The organism is Acidovorax sp. GW821-FHT09B03, assembly GCF_059418305.1.
In genome coordinates, this window is the sequence record NZ_JBWKPP010000018.1 from 101888 (window position 1) to 121692 (window position 19805).

A 19805-nucleotide genomic window follows, 5' to 3' on the forward strand; every position below is an offset into this window, starting at 1 on the left:
GATAGTGTCTGAAATCGCCGATTGTAGAAAACCGGCGGCGTGCTTATGCTGACTTACCTCCGACACATTGCGCCTGCACCCCCATGCCTGACTTCTCCACACCACCCGCCATGGGCACCGCTCCCCGCGGCATCGTGGCCCACACGGCCACCGGCCTGTCGCGCGCCATCCATGCCCGCGAGGTCTCGTGCGTGGAGGTGCTCGATGCCTACCTGGCCCAGGTGGACCGCCTGAACCCCGTGGTCAACGCCCTGGTGGCCATGGCCGACCGGGATGCGCTGCACCAACAGGCGGCCGAGCGCGATGCGCAGCTGGCCCGCCGCCAGAGCCTGGGCCCGCTGCACGGCATGCCCCAGGCGCCCAAGGACATCGCGCCCGCCGCGGGCATGGTCACCACGCGCGGCTCCCCCCTCTTTGCGGGCCAGGTCACGACCACCGATGCGGTGGTGTTCGAGCGCATGCGTGCCAGCGGCGCGCTCTTCATCGGCCGCAGCAACTCGCCCGAGTTCGGCCTGGGCGGGCACACCTACAACCCGGTGTACGGCACCACGCGCAATGCCTTCGACCCGTCGCGCTCGGCCGGCGGCAGCAGCGGCGGGGCGGGCGTGGCCGTGGCCCTGCACATGCTGCCCGTGGCCGATGGCTCGGACATGATGGGATCGCTGCGCACGCCGGCCGCGTTCAACAACGTGTATGGCCTGCGCACCTCGCCCGGCCTGGTGCCGCATGGGCCGTCGGAAGAAGTGTTCTTCCAGCAGTTCAGCGTGACCGGCCCCATGGCGCGCAACATCCCCGACCTGGCACTGCTGCTGTCGGTGCAGGCCGGGTTCGACGCGCGCCTGCCGCTCACGCGCCGCAGCGACGACATTGCCGCCTTCGGCCAGCCGCTGGAGCGCGACTTCAAGGGCGTGCGCATCGGCTGGCTGGGCGACCTGGGCGGCTACCTGCCCACCGACCCGGGCCTGTACACCACCTGCGAGAAGGCGCTTGGCCATTTCCGCGCGGTGGGCTGCACGGTCGAGAAGGCCGTGGTCGATTTCGACCTCGCGCAGCTGTGGAAGGCCTGGCTGGACCTGCGCAGCTTCAGCGTCGCGGGGGCCAATGCGGCCCTGTACCACGATGCGCCCAAGCGCGCCCAGCTCAAGCCCGAGGCGGTGTGGGAGATACAGCGCGGCCTGGCGCTCACCGCCATGCAGGTCTATGACGCGGCGCGCGTGCGCACCGCCTGGTACCAGGTGTTGCGCGGGCTGTTCACGCGCTTCGATTTCCTGGTGCTGCCCGCTGCCCAGGTGTTCCCCTTCGACGCCAGCCTGGACTGGCCGCACGAAGTGGCCGGGCGCCGCATGGACACCTACCACCGCTGGATGGAGACCGTGGTGCCCGCCACCATGGCCGGCCTGCCGGCCCTGGCCACGCCCGCGGGCTTCGGCCCCGAGGGCCTGCCGGCCGGCCTGCAGATCATCGGGCCCGTGCAGTCCGATGCGTCCGTGCTGCAGCTCGGCCATGCGTACGACCTGGCCAGCGGCTACTCCAAGGTCCGCAGCCCCTTGCTGCGCTGAGCCTACCCGCCGATTTCCGCCGTCGCCTGCGTTCATTCGCGGCGCTTGTTCTTGCCCTGGAGGTGTTCCCCATGCCCGTGCCGCGTTCCCGTTTCCTGTCGTGTCTGGTGGCCGCTGCGGCCGTTCTGGCGATGCCCGCCGTGGCGTGGGCCCAGCCGCAACAGGGCTACCCCGAGCGGCCCATCAAGCTCATCGTGCCGTTCGCGCCCGGCGGCGCCACCGACATCCTCGGCCGGCTGCTGGCCACCGCCCTGGGCGAGCGCCTGGGCCAGCCCATGGTGGTGGAGAACCGGGCCGGTGCCGGCACCGTGGTGGGGGCGTCCATCGTGGCCAAGGCGCCTGCCGACGGCTACACCCTGCTGCTGGGCGCCAACACCACCTTCACGCTGAACCCGGCCATCCGCAACAACCTGCCGTACGACCCCCTGCGCAGCTTCACGCAGCTGGGCCTGGTGGCCGACATGGGCCTGCTGCTGGTGGCCCACAACGACACGCCGGGCAGCACGCTCAAGGACGTGATTGCCCAGACCAGGGCGGCGCCCGAGAAGTTCTCGTACGGCTCGTACGGCACGGGCTCGTCCGTGCACTTCGGCGGCGAGGTGCTCAAGTCCACCACCGGCGCCAGGATGCTGCATGTGCCCTTCAACGGCAGCGCACCCAACCTCACGGCGCTGATGGGCGGGCAAGTGCAGTTCGCGGTCGACACGGTGGTGGCCTCCACCCCGCTCATCAAGGCCGGCAAGATCAAGCCCATCGTCGCCCTGGGTGCGCAGCGCCTGGCGCTGCTGCCCAACGTGCCGACCGTGGCCGAGAGCGGCTACCCCGGCTTCGACATGGGCTCGTGGTTCGCCTTTGTCGGCCCGGCCGGCCTGCCCGCACCGGTGCAGGGCAGGCTGGAGAAGGCCCTGGCCGACACCATGGCCTCGGCCGAGTTCAAGAAGAAGCTGGTGGACATCGGCATGACTCCCTCCTGGTCCAACGGCGAAGGCCTGCGCACGCGCATCGAGCGCGAACTGCCGGCCATGCGCGCGGTGGCGGCACGGGCGGATATCCGGGGCGATTGAGCGCCGGGGCGGCAGGTGCCGGGTGCCGTCGGCTCCCGGGCCGCCGCATTTGGCGACGCCCTGGGGCATTTCGTCGCAACGGGGTGGGCAGCATGCAAGTGCCTGCCTACAGTGCCGTCAAACCGCTGCCGTGGCGGATATTGAAGGCACACACCATGATGACCCTGCTGTTCCAAACCCTCGCTGCTGCAGCCCTGCTGGGCCTGGCCGGCCAGGCCGGCGCACAACAAGCGGGCTACCGCACGCTCACCGTTCCCGGCGATGCGCCGATCCAGGTCGCGCTGTTCTACCCCACCGCAGCGCCAGCGCGCGCCCTGCCCATGGGCCCCTGGCAACCCGTGGTGGCGCCGGGTGCCCCGGCAGCGCATGCACCGCTCAAGGGCCTGGTGCTGATCTCGCACGGCACGGGCGGCTCCGAGGTGGGCCACCACAACCTGGCCACGCGCCTGGCGAAGGATGGCTACCTGGTCGCCGCCCTGCGGCACCCCGGCGACAACTGGGAAGACCGCTCCATGATCACCTCGGGCCACTACTTCAGCGAGCGCCCGCGCCAGGTCAGCCGCGTGCTCGACGCGCTGCTGGCCAGTCCCGAATGGGGCAGCCTCATCCCGGCGGAGCGAATCGGTGCCGTGGGGCATTCGGCGGGTGGGTACACCGTGCTCGCGCTGGCGGGTGCACAGGCCGAGCCCGAACGCGCGGCCCAGCACTGCCGCAGCGTGCAGGACGATCCCGTCTTCTGCTCACTGGCCAAAGGGCCGGCCAGTGGCCCGGACGCCAAGGGCCGCGTCGCCCCCTCGGCTGACGCCCTGCGCGTCTCGGTACCCGACCGCCGCATCCGCGCCGTGGTCGCCCTGGCCCCCATGGCCGTGGTGCTCACCCCCGAGAGCCTGGCGGCCATCACTGTGCCGGTGCGCGTCATCGTGGCCGAGCGCGACACGGTGCTGGTCGGCAAGTACCACGGCGGCCATGTGGTCACCCACCTGCCCAGGGCCCAGGCCAGCACGGCGTCGGGGGCGGGGCACTTCGCCTTCATGGCGCAACCGTCCATGCCGCTGCCATCCGACGCGGGCGATGCCGCCGCCAACCCGCCGGGGTTCGACCGCGTGGCCTACCAGTCGCAGCTGGAGAAGCAGGTGGCGGACTTCTTTGCGCAGCAGTGGCGGTGAGAGGCATCGCCGCCACAGCAAAACGCACTGCGGTCTGCGCAGGCTCCTGTGGCGAGCGCTGACGCCCGGCGTCCTCATTCCAGGCGCCGAAGCGCATCTCCGATCTTTTCGGCCAGCGTTTTGAGGGGCGCGCTGAGTTCGGCCTCCATCTCCAGCGCGCTTTGCTGGGTGGTGACACTCATGTTGAGCACGTAGATGGCGCCGCCGGGCGTGACGATGGGGATCGCGATGGCGACCACCTCGGGTTGCCAGGAGGCAGTGCAGTAACCCTTCTCGCCAAACAACTGCACCGCAGTGAGTATCTCTTCGCGCAGTGCCTTCCAGCCGGATGCACGCTGCTGCCCCAGCCTGGCCATCAGCCCGCGCCGCTGCGTTTCGGAGATCGCGCACAGATACGCCCGCCCCAGGGAGGTAAGTTCGATGGGCACGCGCTGGCCCGCCACCACGCTTCGCAGCGATACCTTCCTGTTGTAGCGGATGGACTCCAGGTACACCATCTCCTCGCGGTCCGCCACGGCCAGCCCCACATTGACGCGCAGTTTTTCCGCCGCAGTGCGCATCAATGGCGCCGCGACCTGCAGCACCGGTGAGCCCGATCGCATGGCGTGCGCAAAGCTCAGTACCGGTGCCGCAAGCCGATAGGCGCGGCGCGCGCCGTCGTGTTCCAGCAGACCGCACTGCACCAGGGTCTGCGCCAGTCTGCTGACGGTGGCACGCGAGAGCCCCGTGCGCTCCGCCAGCTCGCCGTTTCCCAGCAGATCAGCGCCAGGCCGAAACGCCCGCAGGAGCGCCACCCCGCGCTCCAGCGACCGGTTCAGCGTGGGTTCCTCATGGTTCTTGCGTCTTGCGGCACTGCTGGCTGGTGGGTTCATGGTAGCCATTGTGGATGTATTTCATTTCCAACCAGTGGAATGAAGGGGATGCACTGGAGAAGGCGTTCTCTTACTCTAACCCTGTGAGTGAGGCGGCTGACGATGCCGCTCCTTGAGGTCCCTTGCCGTGGGTCAAATCACTGATAAATGGAGACAAAAAATGCACCGCTCCCCGCTATCTGCGCGTTTGCGCATCACATCGGCCATCGCGGCTGCAGCCGTCTTGTGCGGCCTGCACGCCGTTCCTGCCCTTGCTGCGTTCCCCGACAAACCGGTTCGCATCATCGTGCCATTTGCGCCGGGTGGCGGTACGGATCTGGTGGCCCGCTCCATGACCGTGGTCATGGGCCAGGAGCTGGGCCAGCCGGTGATCATCGACAACAAGCCCGGCGCTGGAACCATCATCGGAACCGATACGGCAGCCAAGAGCGCGCCCGATGGCTACACCCTGGTGATGGCGACCGTGGCGCATGTGGTCAACCCCAGCATTCAGCCCAAGCTGCCCTACAGCCATGAAACAGCGTTTGCTCCCGTGATGCTGGTGGGCGTATCTCCCAATGTCCTGGTCGTACGGGCCAGCAGCCCCTACAAATCCGTGAAGGACGTCATCGCTGCCGCCAAGGCGTCCCCAGGCAAGCTCTCCTTTGCGTCGCAGGGGGCGGGCACATCGGCCCATCTGGCCGGTGAATTGTTCAAGAACCTCACCGCAACGAACCTGATCCATGTGCCCTATCGCGGAGCCGGGCCCGCCCTCACCGATCTGCTGGGCGGCCAAGTGGACGTGATGTTTGCCACGGCCGCAGCGGTGGGAACCATGATCGACAAGGGGCAACTGCGGGCCTTGGCCGTGACGACGGCGACACGCTCCAGCTCACATGTCCTGTCCAAGGTACCGACCGTCGCGGAGAGCGGCGTTCCAGGGTACGTGGCCGACAGCTGGTATGGCCTCTTCGCCCCTGCAGGGACACCTGCCGATGTGATCGAAAAGCTCAACGCAGCGGCCAGGAAAGCGGTCTTCACCGACGCTTTCCGCAAAAAGATGGAAGCCGAAGGTCTCATCGTCAAGGGCAGCTCACCCCAGGAATTCGACACCTACGCCAAGGGCGAAGAGGCCCGCTGGCGCAAGGTCGTCAAGGACAACAAGATCACCAACGACTAGCGAAAGCAGAAAATGACCACAGAGCTCATTGAACTCAACGTCACCCATGGAATCGCCACACTCACGCTGAACCGCCCTGACAAGCGCAATGCGATGAGCGACGATATGCGCACCGAGCTCATCGCGGCGCTGGAGCACGTCAGCGCCGAAAAATCGATACGCGCGCTGGTGCTCACGGGCAATGGCAAGGGTTTCTGTGCGGGCGGTGACATCTCCGGCATGGAGCGCCGCATGAACGCACCCACCGGGGAGATCGCGTTCAACGGCTGGCACCGCCAGCAGCGCGTGCACCACACGCAGACCCTGCTGCACACCATGCCCAAGCCCACCATCGCCGCCGTCAACGGCGCGGCGTCTGGGTTGGGCGCCGACACCGCGCTGGCATGCGACTTCATCATCGCCAATGAATGGGCCAATTTCTCCTGGTCCTACATCCACCGCGGCATCATTCCCGATGGCGGCGGCATGTACTTCCTGCCCCGCCGCGTCGGTCTGCCCAAGGCCAAGGAACTGATCTTCACCGGCCGCAGGGTCGATGTGGACGAGGCACTGGCCATGGGCATCGTCGATCGCAAGACCTCGGCGCAAACGCTGGTGGCCGATGCGCAGGCGTGGGCAGCCGATCTCAGCAAAGGCTCGGCCACCGCACTGGCGCTGGGCAAGGCGATCCTGGACCAGACTTTCGAGATGTCGGCGCAGCAGGTGTTCGCACATGGCAGCCAGGCACAAGGCATCTGCTACACGAGCACCGAGCACCGCGATGCGGTGATGGCCTTTCTGGCGAAGGCTTCGGCAACGGCCAGCAAGGAGTAGTTCCCATGAACGCCATTTCCCGCCTCCTCCAACCCCGCAGCGTGGCCATCATTGGCGCATCCGCCGATGCCGCCAAGACCGCGGGCCGCCCCGTGTCCTATCTGCTCAAGCACGGCTTTGCCGGCGACATCTACCCGGTCAATCCCAAGGTGGACCGGATCGGTGACCTGGTCTGCTACCCGGACATCGCTTCGCTGCCTGCGGTGCCTGACGTCGGCATCGTCTTGCTGGGCGCGGAGCGGGCGCACCTGGCCGTGCGGGACCTCGCAGCCCGGGGCACTGCCGCGGCCATCGTCCTGGCCAGCGGCTACACCGAAACCGGCGAGGAGGGCGCCCGCCGGCAGCAGCAACTGATCGAGGCCGCGGGCGACATGCGCATTCTGGGCCCCAACACCATCGGCCTCGTCAACCTGACCGATTCCATTGTGCTGTCTGCCACCGGTGCGCTGGAGATGGAGCATTTCCCGGTGGGCGGCATTGGCGTCGTGTCGCAAAGCGGTGGCATCCTTGGCGCACTGCTGTCGCGCGCTGCGGCGCGTGGCGTGGGCTTGTCCAAATTGATCTCCACCAGCAACGAGGTGGACCTGGAGCTGGCCGACTTCATCGACCACCTGGCCGATGACGAGGCCACCAAGGTCATCGCCCTGTATGTGGAGACCGTGCGCGACCCCGCCAAGTTCCGCAGCGCCTGCCTCAAGGCAGCGCGCGCCGGCAAGCCGGTGGTGGCGTTCAAGATCGGCCGCTCCGAAGCGGGTGCAAAGGCTGCCGTCTCGCACACCGGGGCGCTGGCTGGCGCCGACCGCATGTACGACGCGCTGTTCAAGCAGGTCGGCGTGATCCGCGCGCAAAGCTTCAGCGACCTGCTGGACATTCCGGCCGCGCTGGCCACCGGCCGCAAGCTGCATGGCAAGCGCGTCGCCATCCTGACCTCCACCGGCGGCGCCGGCACGCTGGTGTCCGACGACCTGGGCATGGCTGGCTTCGACACCCCCGCGCCCGACGCGGCCACCGCCGCAGCCCTGCGCGCGCTGCAGACCGGCGACCATGCCGTGCTGGACCGCAACCCCATCGATGTGACGCTGGCGGGCCTCCAACCCGACCTGCTGCGCGGCGCCATCAAGGTGCTGCTGCAGAGCCCGAGCTACGACGCGCTGACCATCATCGTGGGCTCCTCCAGCCTGGCCATGCCCGAGCTGCTGGCGGGCGCTATTCAGGACTGTCTGCCCCACTCCGACAAGCCGGTGATCGCCTATGTCAGCCCGCATGCGCCTGACGTGGGTGCGCTGCTGACGCAGCGTGGGGTACCCGCTTTCGCTGCCGCAGAGAGCTGTACGGCGGCCCTGCGCGCCATGTTCCAGGTGGCGCAGTTGCAACCGCAGGTCGAGTCCAGCGAGCCGGTGGCGCTGGTGGCGGTGCAAGGCCTGCCGACCGGCTCCCTGGACGAACACCAGGCCAAGCAGCTGTTCACACGCTTTGGCGTGCCGTGCGCGGGCGAACGCATCGTTGCCTCGCCCGCCGAGGCCGAAGCCGCAGCGCGGGAACTGGGGGGCCGCGTGGTGCTGAAGATTCTCTCGGCCGAGATCACGCACAAGAGCGACGTGGGCGGTGTGGCGGTCAACCTGATGGCCGAGACCATCGGTGCGCGCCTCACGGCCATGGCGTCGGAAGTCGAGGCCAAGGCCGGTGTGCTTCCCAAGCGCTTCCTCGTCCAGGAGATGGTCGGTGGCGGCACCGAGCTGATCCTGGGCATGCACCGTGACGCGCTGGGTACGGCCATTTTGCTGGGCATGGGCGGCGTCACGGCCGAGCTGTTCAAGGACACGAGCATGCGCCTGCTGCCGCCTGCCGGCGGGCTGTCGGGTGCCGATGCGCTGGCCATGGCGCGTGAGCTCAAGACCTGGCCACTGCTGGATGGCTTTCGTGGCCGGCCGCTGGCCGACGTCGATGCACTGGTCACCGCCATCGTGGCCTTCTCGCAGATGGCGGCCCAGCTCGGCGAGCGCCTGGTCGAAGCCGAGATCAACCCGGTGTTCGTGCTGCCCCAGGGCCAGGGTGTTCGCGCGGCCGACGGCGTGGTGGTGCTGGCCTGATGGTACCGAAGCGGGCATGAAGTGCTTGAAAATCTGTCCCCTGTCTGGAAACCTGAAATGCACGCTACAGAAATCTTTGCCCGGTATGCCACCGAGTTCCAGCGGCAACCGCTGCCTGGCGAGGTGATCCACCACGCCAAGCGCGCCGTGATCGATTGGTACGCCTCCCTGTTCCCGGGCCTGAACACGCCGCCCGTCGCGATCCTGGAGCAGACCCTTGTGGACGACCTGGACCGGGGGCGCGCCGTCCTCGGAGGCGGGCGTGCCAGCACCGCGCGCACCGCCGCACTCATCAACGGCGCTGCGGCGCATGCGGCTGAGGTGGACGACAGTTTTCGCGATGCGATGTACCACCCGGGCGCCGCCACCATTGCGGCCGCCTTGGCTGCGGGGCAGGACCTGGGCGTCTCGGGCCTTGATTTTCTGCGCGGCGTGGTGCTCGGCTATGAGGTGTCCACCCGCATCGGCGTGGTGATGGGCCGGCCCCACTACCAGTTCTGGCACAGCACCGGCACCGTGGGCAGCTTCGGTGCGGCGGCGGCAGTGGGCGGGCTCATGCGGCTCGATGGGCCTGCGTTCGCCCACGCGCTGGCAACCGCCGCGACCTTTGCAGCCGGGCTTCAGCAGGCGTTCCGCATGGACTCGATGTCCAAGCCCCTGCACGCAGGGCGCGCGGCCGAAGCGGGCTTGCTTGCCGCGCAACTGGCCTCGCGCGGCCTGACCGGATCGCTCGACGTGCTGGACGGGGAAACCGGTCTGGGGCAGGCCATGAGCAACGGCCCCGACTGGTCCCAGGTCGGCGCCACGCTGGGGCGGGACTTTCACATCACCCGCCTGACCATCAAGAACCACATCGGGTGCGGCCACACCTTTGCAGCCATCGATGGCGCGCTGGAACTGCGGCAGCGTCACCACCTTCAGGCCGACCAGATCAAGAGCGTGCGGGTGGCGACCTACCGTCCTGCCCTCGACATCGCCTGCTACACCCGCCCCACCACGGCGAACGAAGCGCGCTTCAGCCTGAGCTACGTGGTGGCGACTGCGCTGTCGCACGGCAGCGTTCGCCTGGCAGCCTACGAACCAGACCGCCTGGACGACCCCGCTACCCGCGCGCTGATGGAGCGCATTGCGGTCGAGGTGGATCCGGTGCTCGATGCCGCCTTTCCTGGCCAGCGGGCTGCGCGCATCGACATCGAGACGGTGGACGGCCGCCGGCTCTCGCACTTTCAGCCCAACCGCAAGGGCGACCCGGAGCAGGCCCTCACGGACGCCGAGCTGGAAGGCAAGTTTCTGGAGCTGGCAGAGCCTGCCATCGGCCCGGCTCGGGCCCAGTCGCTGCTGGCCAGGCTTTGGGCGCTGGACGCAAGCGCAACCCTTGCGCCGTGATGGCTGGCGCGCCCTGGCATTTCGATGGGTCCGCGCAGGCTCATCTGTTCCGAAGCCACAGGCGGTAGGGGTGGATCAGGCTGCGCGCCTCACTGCCACATAGAGCCAGCATGCGAAGACTCCGGTCTCCGGGTCCATCGCAAAGTCCTCGTCATAGACCTCCACGGCCGGCCGCGCATCCAGCTCCCAGCCCTCGGGCACCTGCCCCGGTGCGCCCAGGGCGGCCCAGGCCGCGCCGAGTTGGGTGCCGGTGCCATGGAAGTGCTGGCAGATGTAGTCGCCGCCCGCAAAGTCCTGCACCTGTGCTTCGGTCCCCGTGCGCAGGCCCACGCCGACCTGCACGCAGGCGTCGTAGCGGCATTGCTCGGGCGGTGTGCAGGCCGGGTCGTCCAGGCTGATGCCATAGAACTTGGGGCGTGGCTCGCTCAGGCGGTGATCGGCGCACCACTGGCCAAAGCGCTCCCACAGCTGGCCCAGGGCCGGACCGTAGGGGCCCGTGTGGCGCATGTAGGCAAGGCGCATCTTCGGCAACTGGCGGATTTCCAGGGGCATGGCACATGTCTCCAGGGGAATTCTGTCGAAGGGCAAGTCTACGCTGCAGGAAACCTGCACGCCAATTGGCGACAATGGCGGATTCGCTGTCACCTACTGTCCAACCGGGATTCCACTCCATGCAATTCGCCGACCGCCTGAACAATGTAGAAACCTCCGCCATCCGCGAGCTGTTCAAGCTCCTGGGCAAGCCGGGCATCATCAGCTTTGCCGGTGGTTTCCCCGACAGCGCCATGTTCGACGTGGAAGGCATCCGCGAGGCCAGCAACCAGGCCCTGACGGAGGAGCCCGGCGCCGCGCTGCAGTACGGCGCCACCGAAGGCTACCAGCCCCTGCGCGAGCAACTGGCCGCCTTCATGGCCAGCAAGGGTGCCCAGGACCTGGCGCCCGAGAACCTGATCGTCACCACCGGCAGCCAGCAGGCGCTGGACCTGCTGGGCAAGACCCTGATCAGCCCCGGCGACAAGGTCATCGTCGAAGGCCCGACCTTTCTGGCCACCATCCAGTGCTTTCGCCTGTACGGCGCCGAACTCATCAGCGCCCCCATCGACGCCAACGGCGTGAAGACCGACGAGCTGGAAAAGCTCATCGCCGAACACAAGCCGAAATTCGTCTACCTGATCCCCACCTTCGGCAACCCCAGCGGCGTGATGCTGAGCCTGGAACGCCGCAAGCAGGTGCTGGAGATGGCCGTCAAGCACCAGACCCTGATCGTCGAGGACGACCCCTACGGCGACCTGTACTTCGGCGAAGCCCCGCCACCGAGCTTGCTCAATCTGTCGGCCAGCGTGCCCGGCAGCCGCGAGCTGCTGGCGCACTGCGGCTCCATGAGCAAGGTGCTCTCGCCCGGCCTGCGCGTGGGCTGGATGATCGCCCCTGCCGAGCTGCTGGCCAAGGCCACCATGTGCAAGCAGTTCAGCGATGCGCACACCAGCACCTTCGCCCAGGCCACGGCCGCCCAGTACCTCAAGGCCGGTCGCATGCCCGCCACGCTGGCCAAGGTGCGCAAGGTCTACGCCGAGCGCGCCCAGGCCATGGGCGATGCGCTGCGCAAGGAGCTGGGCGATGCCATCGAGTTCGTGCAGCCCCAGGGCGGCCTGTTCGTGTGGGCACGCCTGACCGGTGCCGGCGGCAAGGTCGCCGACGGCAACGTGCTAGCCAAGCGCGCCATCGAGAAGGGCGTGGCCTTCGTGCCCGGCACGCCGTTCTTCTGCGCCAACCCGGACAACGCAACGCTGCGCCTGTCGTTCGCGACGGCCGACGTGGAGAAGATCCGCGAAGGCGTGGCGCGCCTCGGTCAGGCCCTCTGATGGAGCCGACCTCGGTTCCGGACGCGAACCAGCAGCGCATCGTCGAGCGGCTGGAGAGCCTGGAGATCAAGGCCAGCTTCACCGAGGACCTGCTGGACCAGCTCAACCTGACCATCTACCGCCAGCAGGAGCTGATCGACCGGCTCACGCAGGAGGTCATCCAGCTGCGCCAGCAGGCGCCCGATGGCGGGGCCGGTGGCGCGGTGCGCAACCTGCGCGACGAACTGCCGCCCCACTATTGATGGAATGGGTGAGGCGGTCTGCCTCGCTCCGATGACCATGCCCAGTGCCCCTTTCTTTCCCCTGCTGACGGCAGCGCTTGCCCAGCACGCCGCTACGCTGAAGACCCTCCAGGCCCAGGTGGCCGAGATCGAAGACGAAGACACTGCAGAGGACTTCGAGGCTGCTTTCGAGGTGACCCACTATCCGCGCGAGGCGCCTGAGGCCATTGAGCGGCTGCAGGCCCGCATCGGCATGCCGGTGCCTGAGCCGCTCAAGGCGCTCTATGCGACGATGGGCGGCTTGCGCTTCCTCGACGGGTACCGCATGGCCCATATCGACTTGCTTGCCATCGGCGACCTGCTGTCGTGGGCCGACCGAAGCGACGTCGACCCGGCCTGGCCCAGCCTGATGGGTGCCTTGTGCACCTTCGGCAGCCGCGAGGAGTTCAGCGGATTGAAGCCCGATTCGCAGGAGGTGCTCACCCGGGAGTATGTGGTTTTCGGCTGGGCCCACCACCGCTACGAAGACCGCACGCTGCTGGTCTTCGATGCGCAGGGGGCGTTCCACAACGTGGTCTACGAGCACGATTGCGATGGCGACGAGTGGGTGGCGCGCTACCGGCCGGTCTGCCAGAAAACTCTGGCCGGCATTGGCCTGGACGGCATGCTCGCGGCCCACGTGGAGGCTGCGACGCGCCGCGTGCAGCGGCAGTTCGACGAAGGCGAGTACCTCGGATAGGGTTACCCGCACCTGGCCATGGCGGATATCATCGGCAGACAACGCAGCGCAAGCACCTGCAGGAGCGCGCCATGCCACCCTCCATTGCCCTGAAGCCTATCATCCTCGCCCTGTGCGGCGCAGGCGTGGCTCTGCACCTCTACACCGCCGTTTTCAAGGCCGAGGGCGGCATGGCCGCCATCGCTTTTCTCATCGGCCTGTTTCTCTGGTCGTGCACCCCCTACGCCGTCGCCGCAGTGTTGGCACGGGGGCGCCGTGCGGTGTGGGGGCTGGGGGCAGCTGCGGCTTGCCTTGCGGCAGACCTGTTCATGCACTACAGCGTCTTCATCGCCCCCAAAGGCTCGACGGCGGCACTCGGCCTGCTGTTCATGCCGCTGTGGAACCTGCTGATCGTCGGGCCGGCGGGTGCCTTGCTCTTCTGGCTCGCGTACCGCATATTGGGTCAGCGCAGCGCTGCGGGCTGAACCCGCAAACAGGCACTCAAGCCCGCACTGCCCGCCACGCCGCCGCCGCCAGTTCGCTGCGGTAGACATCCGGCGAGGGCAGGGCGCCCTGGCCGGCGCGCTCGGACAGCCAGGCGCGGCAGTAGCTTTGCACCGGACCCATGACCAGTGAAGGCATGAGCTCGCACGGCAGGTTGCGCAGTGCACCGCCCTGGCGGTGCGGCTCGAACCAGGCCACCAGCGCCTGGTTGCGGCCGCGTGCGGCCTCGGCCAGTTCGGCGCTGCGCGGGCCGGCGGCGACCGAGCCGCGTGCCTGGAACAGAAAGCGCGCCTGCACGGGCTGCGCCACCACCCAATCCAGGTAGCCGCTGACCAGGGCCTGCACGCCGGCCTCCACGCCGACGGACGCATCGAGCTGGTCCTGGATGCTGCGCGACTGTGTGTGGAAGATGTCGAAGAACAGCGCCGCGACGATGCCCTCCCTGCTACCGAAGTGGTGGTAGATGCTGCCCACGCTGGCACCGCAGCGCGCGCGCACACCGTCGATGGAGACCGCCTCCACCCCCGCCTGCGCCGCGCAGGCCAGGGCGGCGTTCAGGATCTCCTGGCGGCGGTCGGTAGCCTCGGCGGGCGGGGGGGAGGTGGTGCTCTTGGTGGAACTGCGACTTGCCATAGAAGTGCATTCTAGAATAAAGTTCTAGAAAAATATTCTAGAAATGCTGTACAGGTGTTTCTGGCTGCATCTTCAACCCTATGGCGCCCCCACGCGCCCTTTCGACCATGAAATCCATCGCCAGCGAGCTGCCGCCCGGCCACCCCCTGTACCCCCACCTGCTCGCTCCGCTGGACCTGGGGTTCACCCAGATCAAGAACCGCGTGCTCATGGGCTCCATGCACACCGGGCTCGAAGATGCGCGCGACCTCTCGCGCATGGCGGCCTATTTTCGCGAGCGGGCCGAGGGCGGGGTGGGGCTGATCGTGACGGGGGGCTTTGCGCCCAACATCGCGGGCTGGACCAAGCCGTTTGCGGGCACGCTATCCACGGCCGGTGCCGCGCGCCGCCACAAGGTGGTGACCGAGGCCGTGCACGGGGCGGGCGGCAAGATCGCGCTGCAGATACTGCACACCGGCCGCTATGCCTACCATCCGCTGGCGGTGGCGCCCTCGCGGCTGCAGTCGCCGATCACGCCGTTCACGCCGTTCGCGCTGTCGGCCGGCGGGGTGGAGCGGCAGATCCGCGCCTTCGTCAACTGCGCCCAGCGTGCGCGCGAGGCCGGGTACGACGGGGTGGAGGTCATGGGCTCCGAGGGCTACCTGATCAACCAGTTCCTCTCGGCCGCCACCAACCGGCGCACCGATGCCTGGGGCGGCGACTACAGCCAGCGCATGCGCCTGCCGGTGGAGATCCTGGCGCGCATGCGCGAGGCTGTGGGGCCTGACTTCATCATCATCTACCGCCTGTCCATGATCGACCTGGTGCCCGGCGGCAGCGCCTGGGACGAGATCGTCACCCTGGGCAAGGCCGTGGCCACGGGCGGCGCCAGCATCGTCAACACCGGCATCGGCTGGCACGAGGCGCGCATACCGACCATTGCCACCAGCGTGCCGCGCGCGGCCTTCGCCTGGGTCACGCAGAAGATGAAGGCCGAGTTCGCGGCGGCCGGCATTGCCACGCCGCTTGTCACCTCCAACCGCATCAACACGCCCGAGGTGGCTGAAGCAGTGCTGGCCGATGGCTGCGCCGACATGGTCTCCATGGCGCGCCCGCTGCTGGCCGACCCGGCTTTCGTGAACAAGGCGGCCGAGGGCAAGGCCGACCGCATCAACACCTGCATCGCCTGCAACCAGGCCTGCCTGGACCATGTGTTCAAGGCCAAGACCAGCAGCTGCCTGGTGAACCCGCGTGCCTGCCACGAGACCCTGCTGGTCTACAAGCCCCTGGCGCCGCAGCAAAAGCCCAAGCGCATCGCCGTGGTGGGCGCAGGCCCGGCGGGCCTCACGGCCGCCACCGTGGCCGCCGAGCGCGGGCATGAGGTGCATCTGTTCGATGCCGCCGAGGCCATCGGCGGCCAGCTCAACATGGCCAAGCAGGTGCCGGGCAAGGAGGAGTTCCACGAGATGCTGCGCTACCTGGCCACGCGCGTGCAGGACACGGGCGTGCACCTGCACCTGGCCACGCCCGTGCAGGCGGCCGACCTTGCGGGCTACGACGAGGTGGTGGTCGCCACGGGCGTGAGCCCGCGCGACCCGAAGATTCCCGGGCAGGAGCACCCCAAGGTGCTCAGCTACATCGACGTGCTGCGCCATCGCAAGCCCGTGGGCGAGCGCGTGGCTGTGATCGGTGCCGGCGGCATCGGTTTCGACGTGGCGGAGTTCCTGGTCCATGAAGGCCACTCCACCACGCTCCATCTCTCCGCCTGGCAGGCCGAGTGGGGCATCACCGACCCGGCCGAGGCACGCGGCGGCCTGGCCCCCAAGGGCCCGCAGGTCACGCCGCCGGCGCGCCAGGTCACACTGCTGCAGCGCAAGAAGGGCAAGCTCGGCGAGGGTCTGGGCAAGACCACGGGCTGGATCCACCGCACCACGCTGAAGATGAAGCAGGTGCAGATGGTGGGCGGCGTGAACTACGAGCGCATTGCCGACGAGGGCCTGCTCGTCTCGTACGGCGAGCAGCGCGAAGACCCGACCTGGATCCCCTGCGACACCGTGGTGCTGTGCGCCGGCCAACTGCCGCTGCGCACCCTGGCCGACGAGCTGCTGGCCCTGGGCAGAAAGCCCCATGTGGTGGGCGGCGCGCTGGAGGCGGGCGAGCTCGACGCCAAGCGCGCCATCGACCAGGCAGCGCGCCTCGCAGCGGCACTCTGAGCTTTTACGCGCGGGTGTTCCGTTCCCGCACCAGGTGGATGTGCGCCATCAGGTTCGGGTAGAACATGCGCGAGCCCGGGGCCTGCGGGTCGCTGCCCAGGGCCTCGAGCTCGTCGCACAGTTCCAGGATGCGCGGGTTGCCCGCTGCCTCCGCGGTGGACAGCACGAGGCGGTTGTACGGGTCGGTGTAGAGGATGGACTCCGACAGCGGGCGCGTGCAGCGAACGGCATCGAGGCCCTGCACCGTGGCCAGCTGGCTCAGCAAGGGGCCGAGCACGGTTTCGCAGCGCTGCGCCAGTTGGAGAACGGTCTTCGCCAGGCCCTGGGGTCCGCGCAGCACGAGCGCGGTGTTGCCATCGCCATCGCTCTCCACGAGCAGTTCCGGGTCGCCGCGCAGCCAGTGTGGCAGGCGCAGGAGGGCGGTGTAGGGCAGGGGGCTCTCGGGCGTGTCGTTGAAATACTCGGGCAGGCCATGATCGCGGATGCGCTCGGCCACCGCGTCCAGGCGCGATGCCACCGTCAGCGCCAGCGTGAGGGTGTTCTGCGGCGTCGACCTGACCACGACGAGCAGCCAGTGCTTGCCGCCAGGGAAATCACTGCAGTACAGGTGTCCTACGCGCGCGGGTGAGGGCGCATCGGTCATCTCGGGCTCGTTGACCGGGTCGTGCACGAAGCCCTTGGCCTGCATGAAGGGCTGCAGGGCGCGCAGCACGGCCGAGTACACGCCGTCCAGGGCGGGCAGCACCGGCCATGCCACCTGGTCGCGCAGTGCGCGCCAGTCCTGCAGGCGCCGGTTCAGCACCAGGGCCAGGCGGTCGTAGTTGTGCCAGTTGCCGCACACGCTGCACGAATCGTCGAGGTCATGCCCGGTGCGGCTGAATTCGCCTGCAAACACGGCGTCGAAGTCGTCGTTGAACTGCGCCGTGTAGTAGTGCTCGGTGAAGGCCAGGCCCTCGCCGTTCACGTCCTGCGTGCCGAACTTGCCGTCGCAGGCATCGAACAGAAAGTCCGCGCAGGACACGCGCCGTGCGCGCAGGTCGTCCAGGTAGTCGTTGAGTCCTTCACTCCCCAGTCCGCGCAGGGTGAGCCAGGCGGCATACATGCCGATGCGCGTGCCCGCGGCCTCCTTGGGCAGGTCGGTCTGGAAGTCGATGAAGTAGTAATCCGCGGAGTCGAAGATCATGGATGGCCGCTGCTGCAGGAATTTTCCTGCCGCAGTGTAGCGATGCCGCAGATGCCTCAGGCGCCGGCCGGCAGGCCCAGTGCGTGGTACACGCGCGCCGCCGCATAGGCATCGTTGGCGGCGTACACCAGCTGCGACTCGGTGAGCTTCGGGTTGGCCCAGTTGGAGGTGGCGGCCTTCTTGGACTTGATGAAGCGCTGGTTGAACAGCACGGCCACCGCGCCCTTGACGCCCATGTCCTTGCGGTAGCCTTGCTGGCGGAACACGTGGTTGAGCTCCAGCACGTCCTCGGGCACCACGCCCAGCTTGGCCTGTATGCGTTTCTTGTCGTCGCCCAGGCCAAATCCCGCCTTGGTCACGCCGGGGCGGGCCAGCAGCTGCGCCACCAGGTGGCGGCAGTCGCGGTCGTGCAGCTGGAATACCCAGGCCTTGTGGAGCGTGGACAGCTGCACCACGTGCGGTCCATCGGAGACCTCGCCCTGTACGAAGGTGGGCTTGGACTCGGTGTCGAAGCCCCAGGCCGTGCTGGCGGCCAGCTCCTCGCCGGCCTGGTGGGCCTGTTCGGCGGTGGTCACCAGGGCAATGCGGTCGGGCCCCAGTCGTTCGAAGGGGGCGAGCAGTGCGATCTCTTCCTTGCCGGGTGTGGCGCGTGCGGTGTGTGGGGGGCTCATGGGCTATTGTAGAAATGATTCCAAATGCAAGTGCGATTGCAGGAGGCTTCCCTGCCTGCCATCATGTTCCGGTTCCCGGTGGCTGCGGGTCGGTGCCCCCGGGCCACCACGGTACAAAACCCCTGTTCTGGTGATGTAGGTCACGCCTGACGCGCAATTGAGCGCTGCACGCCATCAAGCGGACGGCCTGCGTGGCTAAGATCTTTCTTGCCAGCCGGGATCGTCGCTGTCTGTTTTTTTCTTGAAGACTGTCTTTATTGTTTTTGCGCCCTGACCTTTCCGGCTGGCCTCGTATGTTCTCCCTGGAGGGGAGGGGGAAAGCCGGTCTGCGTACCTTGCGCACGGCGTGGTTTGCGCTGGGTTTTGCGATTGCCTGCGGCATGATGCAACTGATTCCGGCCTTCCAGTCGCCCGATGAGATCGTGCACCTGCTGCGGGCCGACATGGTGGCCCACGGCCAACCGCTGCTCACGGGCCAGGAGCCCGGCGTGCAGGGCCGCACGGGGGGCTGGGTGGACATCCATTTCTTCCAGTTCTCGCAGTGGATGCAGAAGATCGTGGGACCGCACCGGGACACGAGCCTGTCGCCGGCATGGCTCATGAGCGAGGCGACGCGGTTCGACTGGATGGACGATGAGGTCTTCGTCAACGCGGCGGCCACAGGCTATTACGCCCCCTTCGTCTACCTGCCGCATGCGCTGGGGCTCAAGCTGTCGCGGGAGCTCGATCTCTCCATGGGCCACAGCTACCAGCTCACCCGCATGCTGGTCACCCTGCTGGTGTTCGGCCTGGTCTTCTGGGCCTGGCAGATCGGGCGGCCCTCCTTGCTGGTGCAGGCCCTGGTGCTGATGCCCATGGCACTGTTCCAGATCATCTCGCCCACCATCGACGGGCTGTGCTTTGCGCTGGCGCTGCTGGTGCTGTCCCTGTTTCTGCTGCAGTGGCAAGAGGGCAAGGCCACGCGCTGGCAGGCTTTCGCGTTCTATGGCGCCATCTTCCTGTTGGTCACCTCGCGCACCAACCTCATTCCCATCGTGCTGCTGCCCCTGGTGCTGCTGCTTCGGCACAGGTCCTGGCAGCGGCTGGCGGCAACGGCCACCCTGCTGGCAGCCAGCGCCGGGTGGACCGTGTACGGGCTGGTCCACACCCAAGACGGCCGCGTGGTGCGTGCGCTCTCCACGGGGCAGATCATCGGCGCCTACCTGCGCGAGCCGGTGGAGTTCCTGCGCCTGGTGGGGCGGACCATCGCCGATCCGTTCCAGGGCCATCTGATCGCCTCATCGTTCGTGGGCAACCTGGGCTGGGCCGACGCGCCGATTCCCCGTTTTGCCCTGGCCACCATCGGCTGCGGCCTGCTGCTGGCGGCCCTTCTGACCGTGGCGGCAACCCGCTACCAGAAGGCCGATCTCGCCATCCGTGCCACGCTGGTGCTTGCCGCCCTTGGCAGCGCGATGCTGGCCTTCTTTGCGCTCGCCGTGACCTGGAACCACTACCCCGTACGCGTCATCGAGGGCCTGCAGGGGCGGTACTTCATCATCCCCGCCATGCTGCTGGCGGCCGCCCTGGGGCCCGTGCGCCTGGCGCCGGTAGAGTCTCCACCGCTCCCCATTCACCGGGCATTCGTCCTGCTGTACGCCATGTTCTGCCTGGGGGTGCTGGCCACCACGCTGCAGGGGCGCTATGGCATGGGCGCGGCGGTGTTCGATTTCTAG

18 protein-coding genes are annotated in these 19805 nt (G+C 68.0%); 13 read left to right on the top strand and 5 right to left on the bottom strand.

The window, feature by feature from the left end; translation table 11 throughout:
- Window positions 1-110 precede the first annotated feature (110 nt).
- The 3 genes from AC07PA_RS25905 (at window position 111) to AC07PA_RS25915 (ending at window position 3789) form a co-directional block, all read left to right on the top strand.
- Window positions 111-1559, top strand: a complete 1449-nt coding sequence (locus tag AC07PA_RS25905; RefSeq protein WP_035206407.1) for an amidase — start codon at window positions 111-113, stop codon at window positions 1557-1559.
- Between the two features lie 71 nt (window positions 1560-1630).
- On the top strand, window positions 1631-2623 hold the full coding sequence (locus AC07PA_RS25910) for a Bug family tripartite tricarboxylate transporter substrate binding protein (RefSeq protein WP_007861633.1): 993 nt from the start codon (window positions 1631-1633) through the stop codon (window positions 2621-2623).
- A gap of 155 nt (window positions 2624-2778) precedes the next feature.
- Window positions 2779-3789 (top strand): alpha/beta hydrolase family protein, encoded by a 1011-nt coding sequence (locus tag AC07PA_RS25915; RefSeq protein ID WP_494609947.1) that lies wholly within the window; start codon window positions 2779-2781, stop codon window positions 3787-3789.
- A 74-nt stretch (window positions 3790-3863) separates the two neighbouring features.
- On the opposite strand, the gene AC07PA_RS25920 is transcribed toward AC07PA_RS25915, so the two are convergent.
- Window positions 3864-4661, bottom strand: coding sequence for an IclR family transcriptional regulator (locus AC07PA_RS25920; protein ID WP_494609948.1), 798 nt, complete (start codon window positions 4659-4661; stop codon window positions 3864-3866).
- 160 nt (window positions 4662-4821) lie between these two features.
- Between AC07PA_RS25920 and AC07PA_RS25925 the strand changes: the two genes are divergently transcribed.
- The 4 genes from AC07PA_RS25925 to AC07PA_RS25940 are packed head-to-tail and all read left to right on the top strand — an operon-like array spanning window position 4822 to window position 10109.
- Window positions 4822-5820 (top strand): tripartite tricarboxylate transporter substrate binding protein, encoded by a 999-nt coding sequence (locus AC07PA_RS25925; RefSeq protein ID WP_494609949.1) that lies wholly within the window; start codon window positions 4822-4824, stop codon window positions 5818-5820.
- Between the two features lie 12 nt (window positions 5821-5832).
- Window positions 5833-6633 carry an enoyl-CoA hydratase/isomerase family protein gene (locus AC07PA_RS25930; RefSeq protein WP_494609950.1) on the top strand — a complete coding sequence of 267 codons (801 nt, stop codon included), beginning with the start codon at window positions 5833-5835 and terminating at the stop codon, window positions 6631-6633.
- Between the two features lie 5 nt (window positions 6634-6638).
- Entirely contained in the window at window positions 6639-8723 is a 2085-nt protein-coding gene (locus AC07PA_RS25935) for an acetate--CoA ligase family protein (RefSeq protein WP_494609951.1), read from the top strand.
- A 57-nt stretch (window positions 8724-8780) separates the two neighbouring features.
- Window positions 8781-10109: an MmgE/PrpD family protein gene (locus AC07PA_RS25940; protein ID WP_494609952.1), complete on the top strand. Its 1329-nt coding sequence runs from the start codon at window positions 8781-8783 to the stop codon at window positions 10107-10109.
- A gap of 75 nt (window positions 10110-10184) precedes the next feature.
- Here the strand turns inward: AC07PA_RS25940 and AC07PA_RS25945 are convergent, their stop codons facing one another.
- Window positions 10185-10661, bottom strand: a complete 477-nt coding sequence (locus AC07PA_RS25945) for an AraC family transcriptional regulator (RefSeq protein ID WP_494609953.1) — start codon at window positions 10659-10661, stop codon at window positions 10185-10187.
- Window positions 10662-10780: 119 nt separating this feature from the next.
- Between AC07PA_RS25945 and AC07PA_RS25950 the strand changes: the two genes are divergently transcribed.
- The 4 genes from AC07PA_RS25950 (at window position 10781) to AC07PA_RS25965 (ending at window position 13395) form a co-directional block, all read left to right on the top strand.
- Window positions 10781-11971 (top strand): aminotransferase-like domain-containing protein, encoded by a 1191-nt coding sequence (locus tag AC07PA_RS25950; protein ID WP_494609954.1) that lies wholly within the window; start codon window positions 10781-10783, stop codon window positions 11969-11971.
- Complete coding sequence (locus tag AC07PA_RS25955; RefSeq protein ID WP_494609955.1) at window positions 11971-12213, top strand: SlyX family protein; 243 nt, start codon at window positions 11971-11973, stop codon at window positions 12211-12213. The genes AC07PA_RS25950 and AC07PA_RS25955 overlap by 1 nt, the downstream gene beginning before the upstream one ends.
- 37 nt (window positions 12214-12250) lie before the next feature.
- Entirely contained in the window at window positions 12251-12931 is a 681-nt protein-coding gene (locus AC07PA_RS25960; protein WP_494609956.1) for an SMI1/KNR4 family protein, read from the top strand.
- Window positions 12932-13002: 71 nt separating this feature from the next.
- Window positions 13003-13395, top strand: coding sequence for a hypothetical protein (locus AC07PA_RS25965; protein WP_494609957.1), 393 nt, complete (start codon window positions 13003-13005; stop codon window positions 13393-13395).
- A gap of 16 nt (window positions 13396-13411) precedes the next feature.
- On the opposite strand, the gene AC07PA_RS25970 is transcribed toward AC07PA_RS25965, so the two are convergent.
- The gene (locus tag AC07PA_RS25970) at window positions 13412-14047 is read right to left on the bottom strand and encodes a TetR/AcrR family transcriptional regulator (protein WP_494609958.1); all 636 of its coding nucleotides are present in this window, start codon (window positions 14045-14047) and stop codon (window positions 13412-13414) included.
- A 107-nt stretch (window positions 14048-14154) separates the two neighbouring features.
- Here AC07PA_RS25970 and AC07PA_RS25975 point away from each other — a divergent pair, with 107 nt between their 5' ends.
- Window positions 14155-16239: an oxidoreductase gene (locus tag AC07PA_RS25975; protein WP_494609959.1), complete on the top strand. Its 2085-nt coding sequence runs from the start codon at window positions 14155-14157 to the stop codon at window positions 16237-16239.
- A gap of 4 nt (window positions 16240-16243) precedes the next feature.
- Here AC07PA_RS25975 and AC07PA_RS25980 read toward each other — a convergent pair whose 3' ends face one another.
- Complete coding sequence (locus tag AC07PA_RS25980) at window positions 16244-17422, bottom strand: DUF7832 domain-containing protein (RefSeq protein WP_494609960.1); 1179 nt, start codon at window positions 17420-17422, stop codon at window positions 16244-16246.
- A gap of 56 nt (window positions 17423-17478) precedes the next feature.
- The gene (locus AC07PA_RS25985; protein ID WP_494609961.1) at window positions 17479-18093 is read right to left on the bottom strand and encodes a 3'-5' exonuclease; all 615 of its coding nucleotides are present in this window, start codon (window positions 18091-18093) and stop codon (window positions 17479-17481) included.
- A gap of 380 nt (window positions 18094-18473) precedes the next feature.
- Between AC07PA_RS25985 and AC07PA_RS25990 the strand changes: the two genes are divergently transcribed.
- Window positions 18474-19805, top strand: coding sequence for a DUF2142 domain-containing protein (locus AC07PA_RS25990; protein ID WP_494609962.1), 1332 nt, complete (start codon window positions 18474-18476; stop codon window positions 19803-19805).

Bases quoted from the DNA above. Each gene is read 5' to 3' on its own strand.
- AC07PA_RS25990 (WP_494609962.1), top strand. From the start codon at position 18,474: ATGATGCAACTGATTCCGGCCTTCCAGTCGCCCGATGAGATCGTGCAC.
- AC07PA_RS25910 (WP_007861633.1), top strand. From the start codon at position 1,631: ATGCCCGTGCCGCGTTCCCGTTTCCTGTCGTGTCTGGTGGCCGCTGCG.
- AC07PA_RS25960 (WP_494609956.1), top strand. From the start codon at position 12,251: ATGCCCAGTGCCCCTTTCTTTCCCCTGCTGACGGCAGCGCTTGCCCAG.
- AC07PA_RS25950 (WP_494609954.1), top strand. From the start codon at position 10,781: ATGCAATTCGCCGACCGCCTGAACAATGTAGAAACCTCCGCCATCCGC.
- AC07PA_RS25925 (WP_494609949.1), top strand. From the start codon at position 4,822: ATGCACCGCTCCCCGCTATCTGCGCGTTTGCGCATCACATCGGCCATC.
- AC07PA_RS25920 (WP_494609948.1), bottom strand. From the start codon at position 4,661: ATGAACCCACCAGCCAGCAGTGCCGCAAGACGCAAGAACCATGAGGAA.
- AC07PA_RS25985 (WP_494609961.1), bottom strand. From the start codon at position 18,093: ATGAGCCCCCCACACACCGCACGCGCCACACCCGGCAAGGAAGAGATC.
- AC07PA_RS25975 (WP_494609959.1), top strand. From the start codon at position 14,155: ATGAAATCCATCGCCAGCGAGCTGCCGCCCGGCCACCCCCTGTACCCC.
- AC07PA_RS25965 (WP_494609957.1), top strand. From the start codon at position 13,003: ATGCCACCCTCCATTGCCCTGAAGCCTATCATCCTCGCCCTGTGCGGC.
- AC07PA_RS25955 (WP_494609955.1), top strand. From the start codon at position 11,971: ATGGAGCCGACCTCGGTTCCGGACGCGAACCAGCAGCGCATCGTCGAG.
- AC07PA_RS25935 (WP_494609951.1), top strand. From the start codon at position 6,639: ATGAACGCCATTTCCCGCCTCCTCCAACCCCGCAGCGTGGCCATCATT.
- AC07PA_RS25945 (WP_494609953.1), bottom strand. From the start codon at position 10,661: ATGCCCCTGGAAATCCGCCAGTTGCCGAAGATGCGCCTTGCCTACATG.
- AC07PA_RS25970 (WP_494609958.1), bottom strand. From the start codon at position 14,047: ATGGCAAGTCGCAGTTCCACCAAGAGCACCACCTCCCCCCCGCCCGCC.
- AC07PA_RS25980 (WP_494609960.1), bottom strand. From the start codon at position 17,422: ATGATCTTCGACTCCGCGGATTACTACTTCATCGACTTCCAGACCGAC.
- AC07PA_RS25940 (WP_494609952.1), top strand. From the start codon at position 8,781: ATGCACGCTACAGAAATCTTTGCCCGGTATGCCACCGAGTTCCAGCGG.
- AC07PA_RS25905 (WP_035206407.1), top strand. From the start codon at position 111: ATGGGCACCGCTCCCCGCGGCATCGTGGCCCACACGGCCACCGGCCTG.
- AC07PA_RS25915 (WP_494609947.1), top strand. From the start codon at position 2,779: ATGATGACCCTGCTGTTCCAAACCCTCGCTGCTGCAGCCCTGCTGGGC.
- AC07PA_RS25930 (WP_494609950.1), top strand. From the start codon at position 5,833: ATGACCACAGAGCTCATTGAACTCAACGTCACCCATGGAATCGCCACA.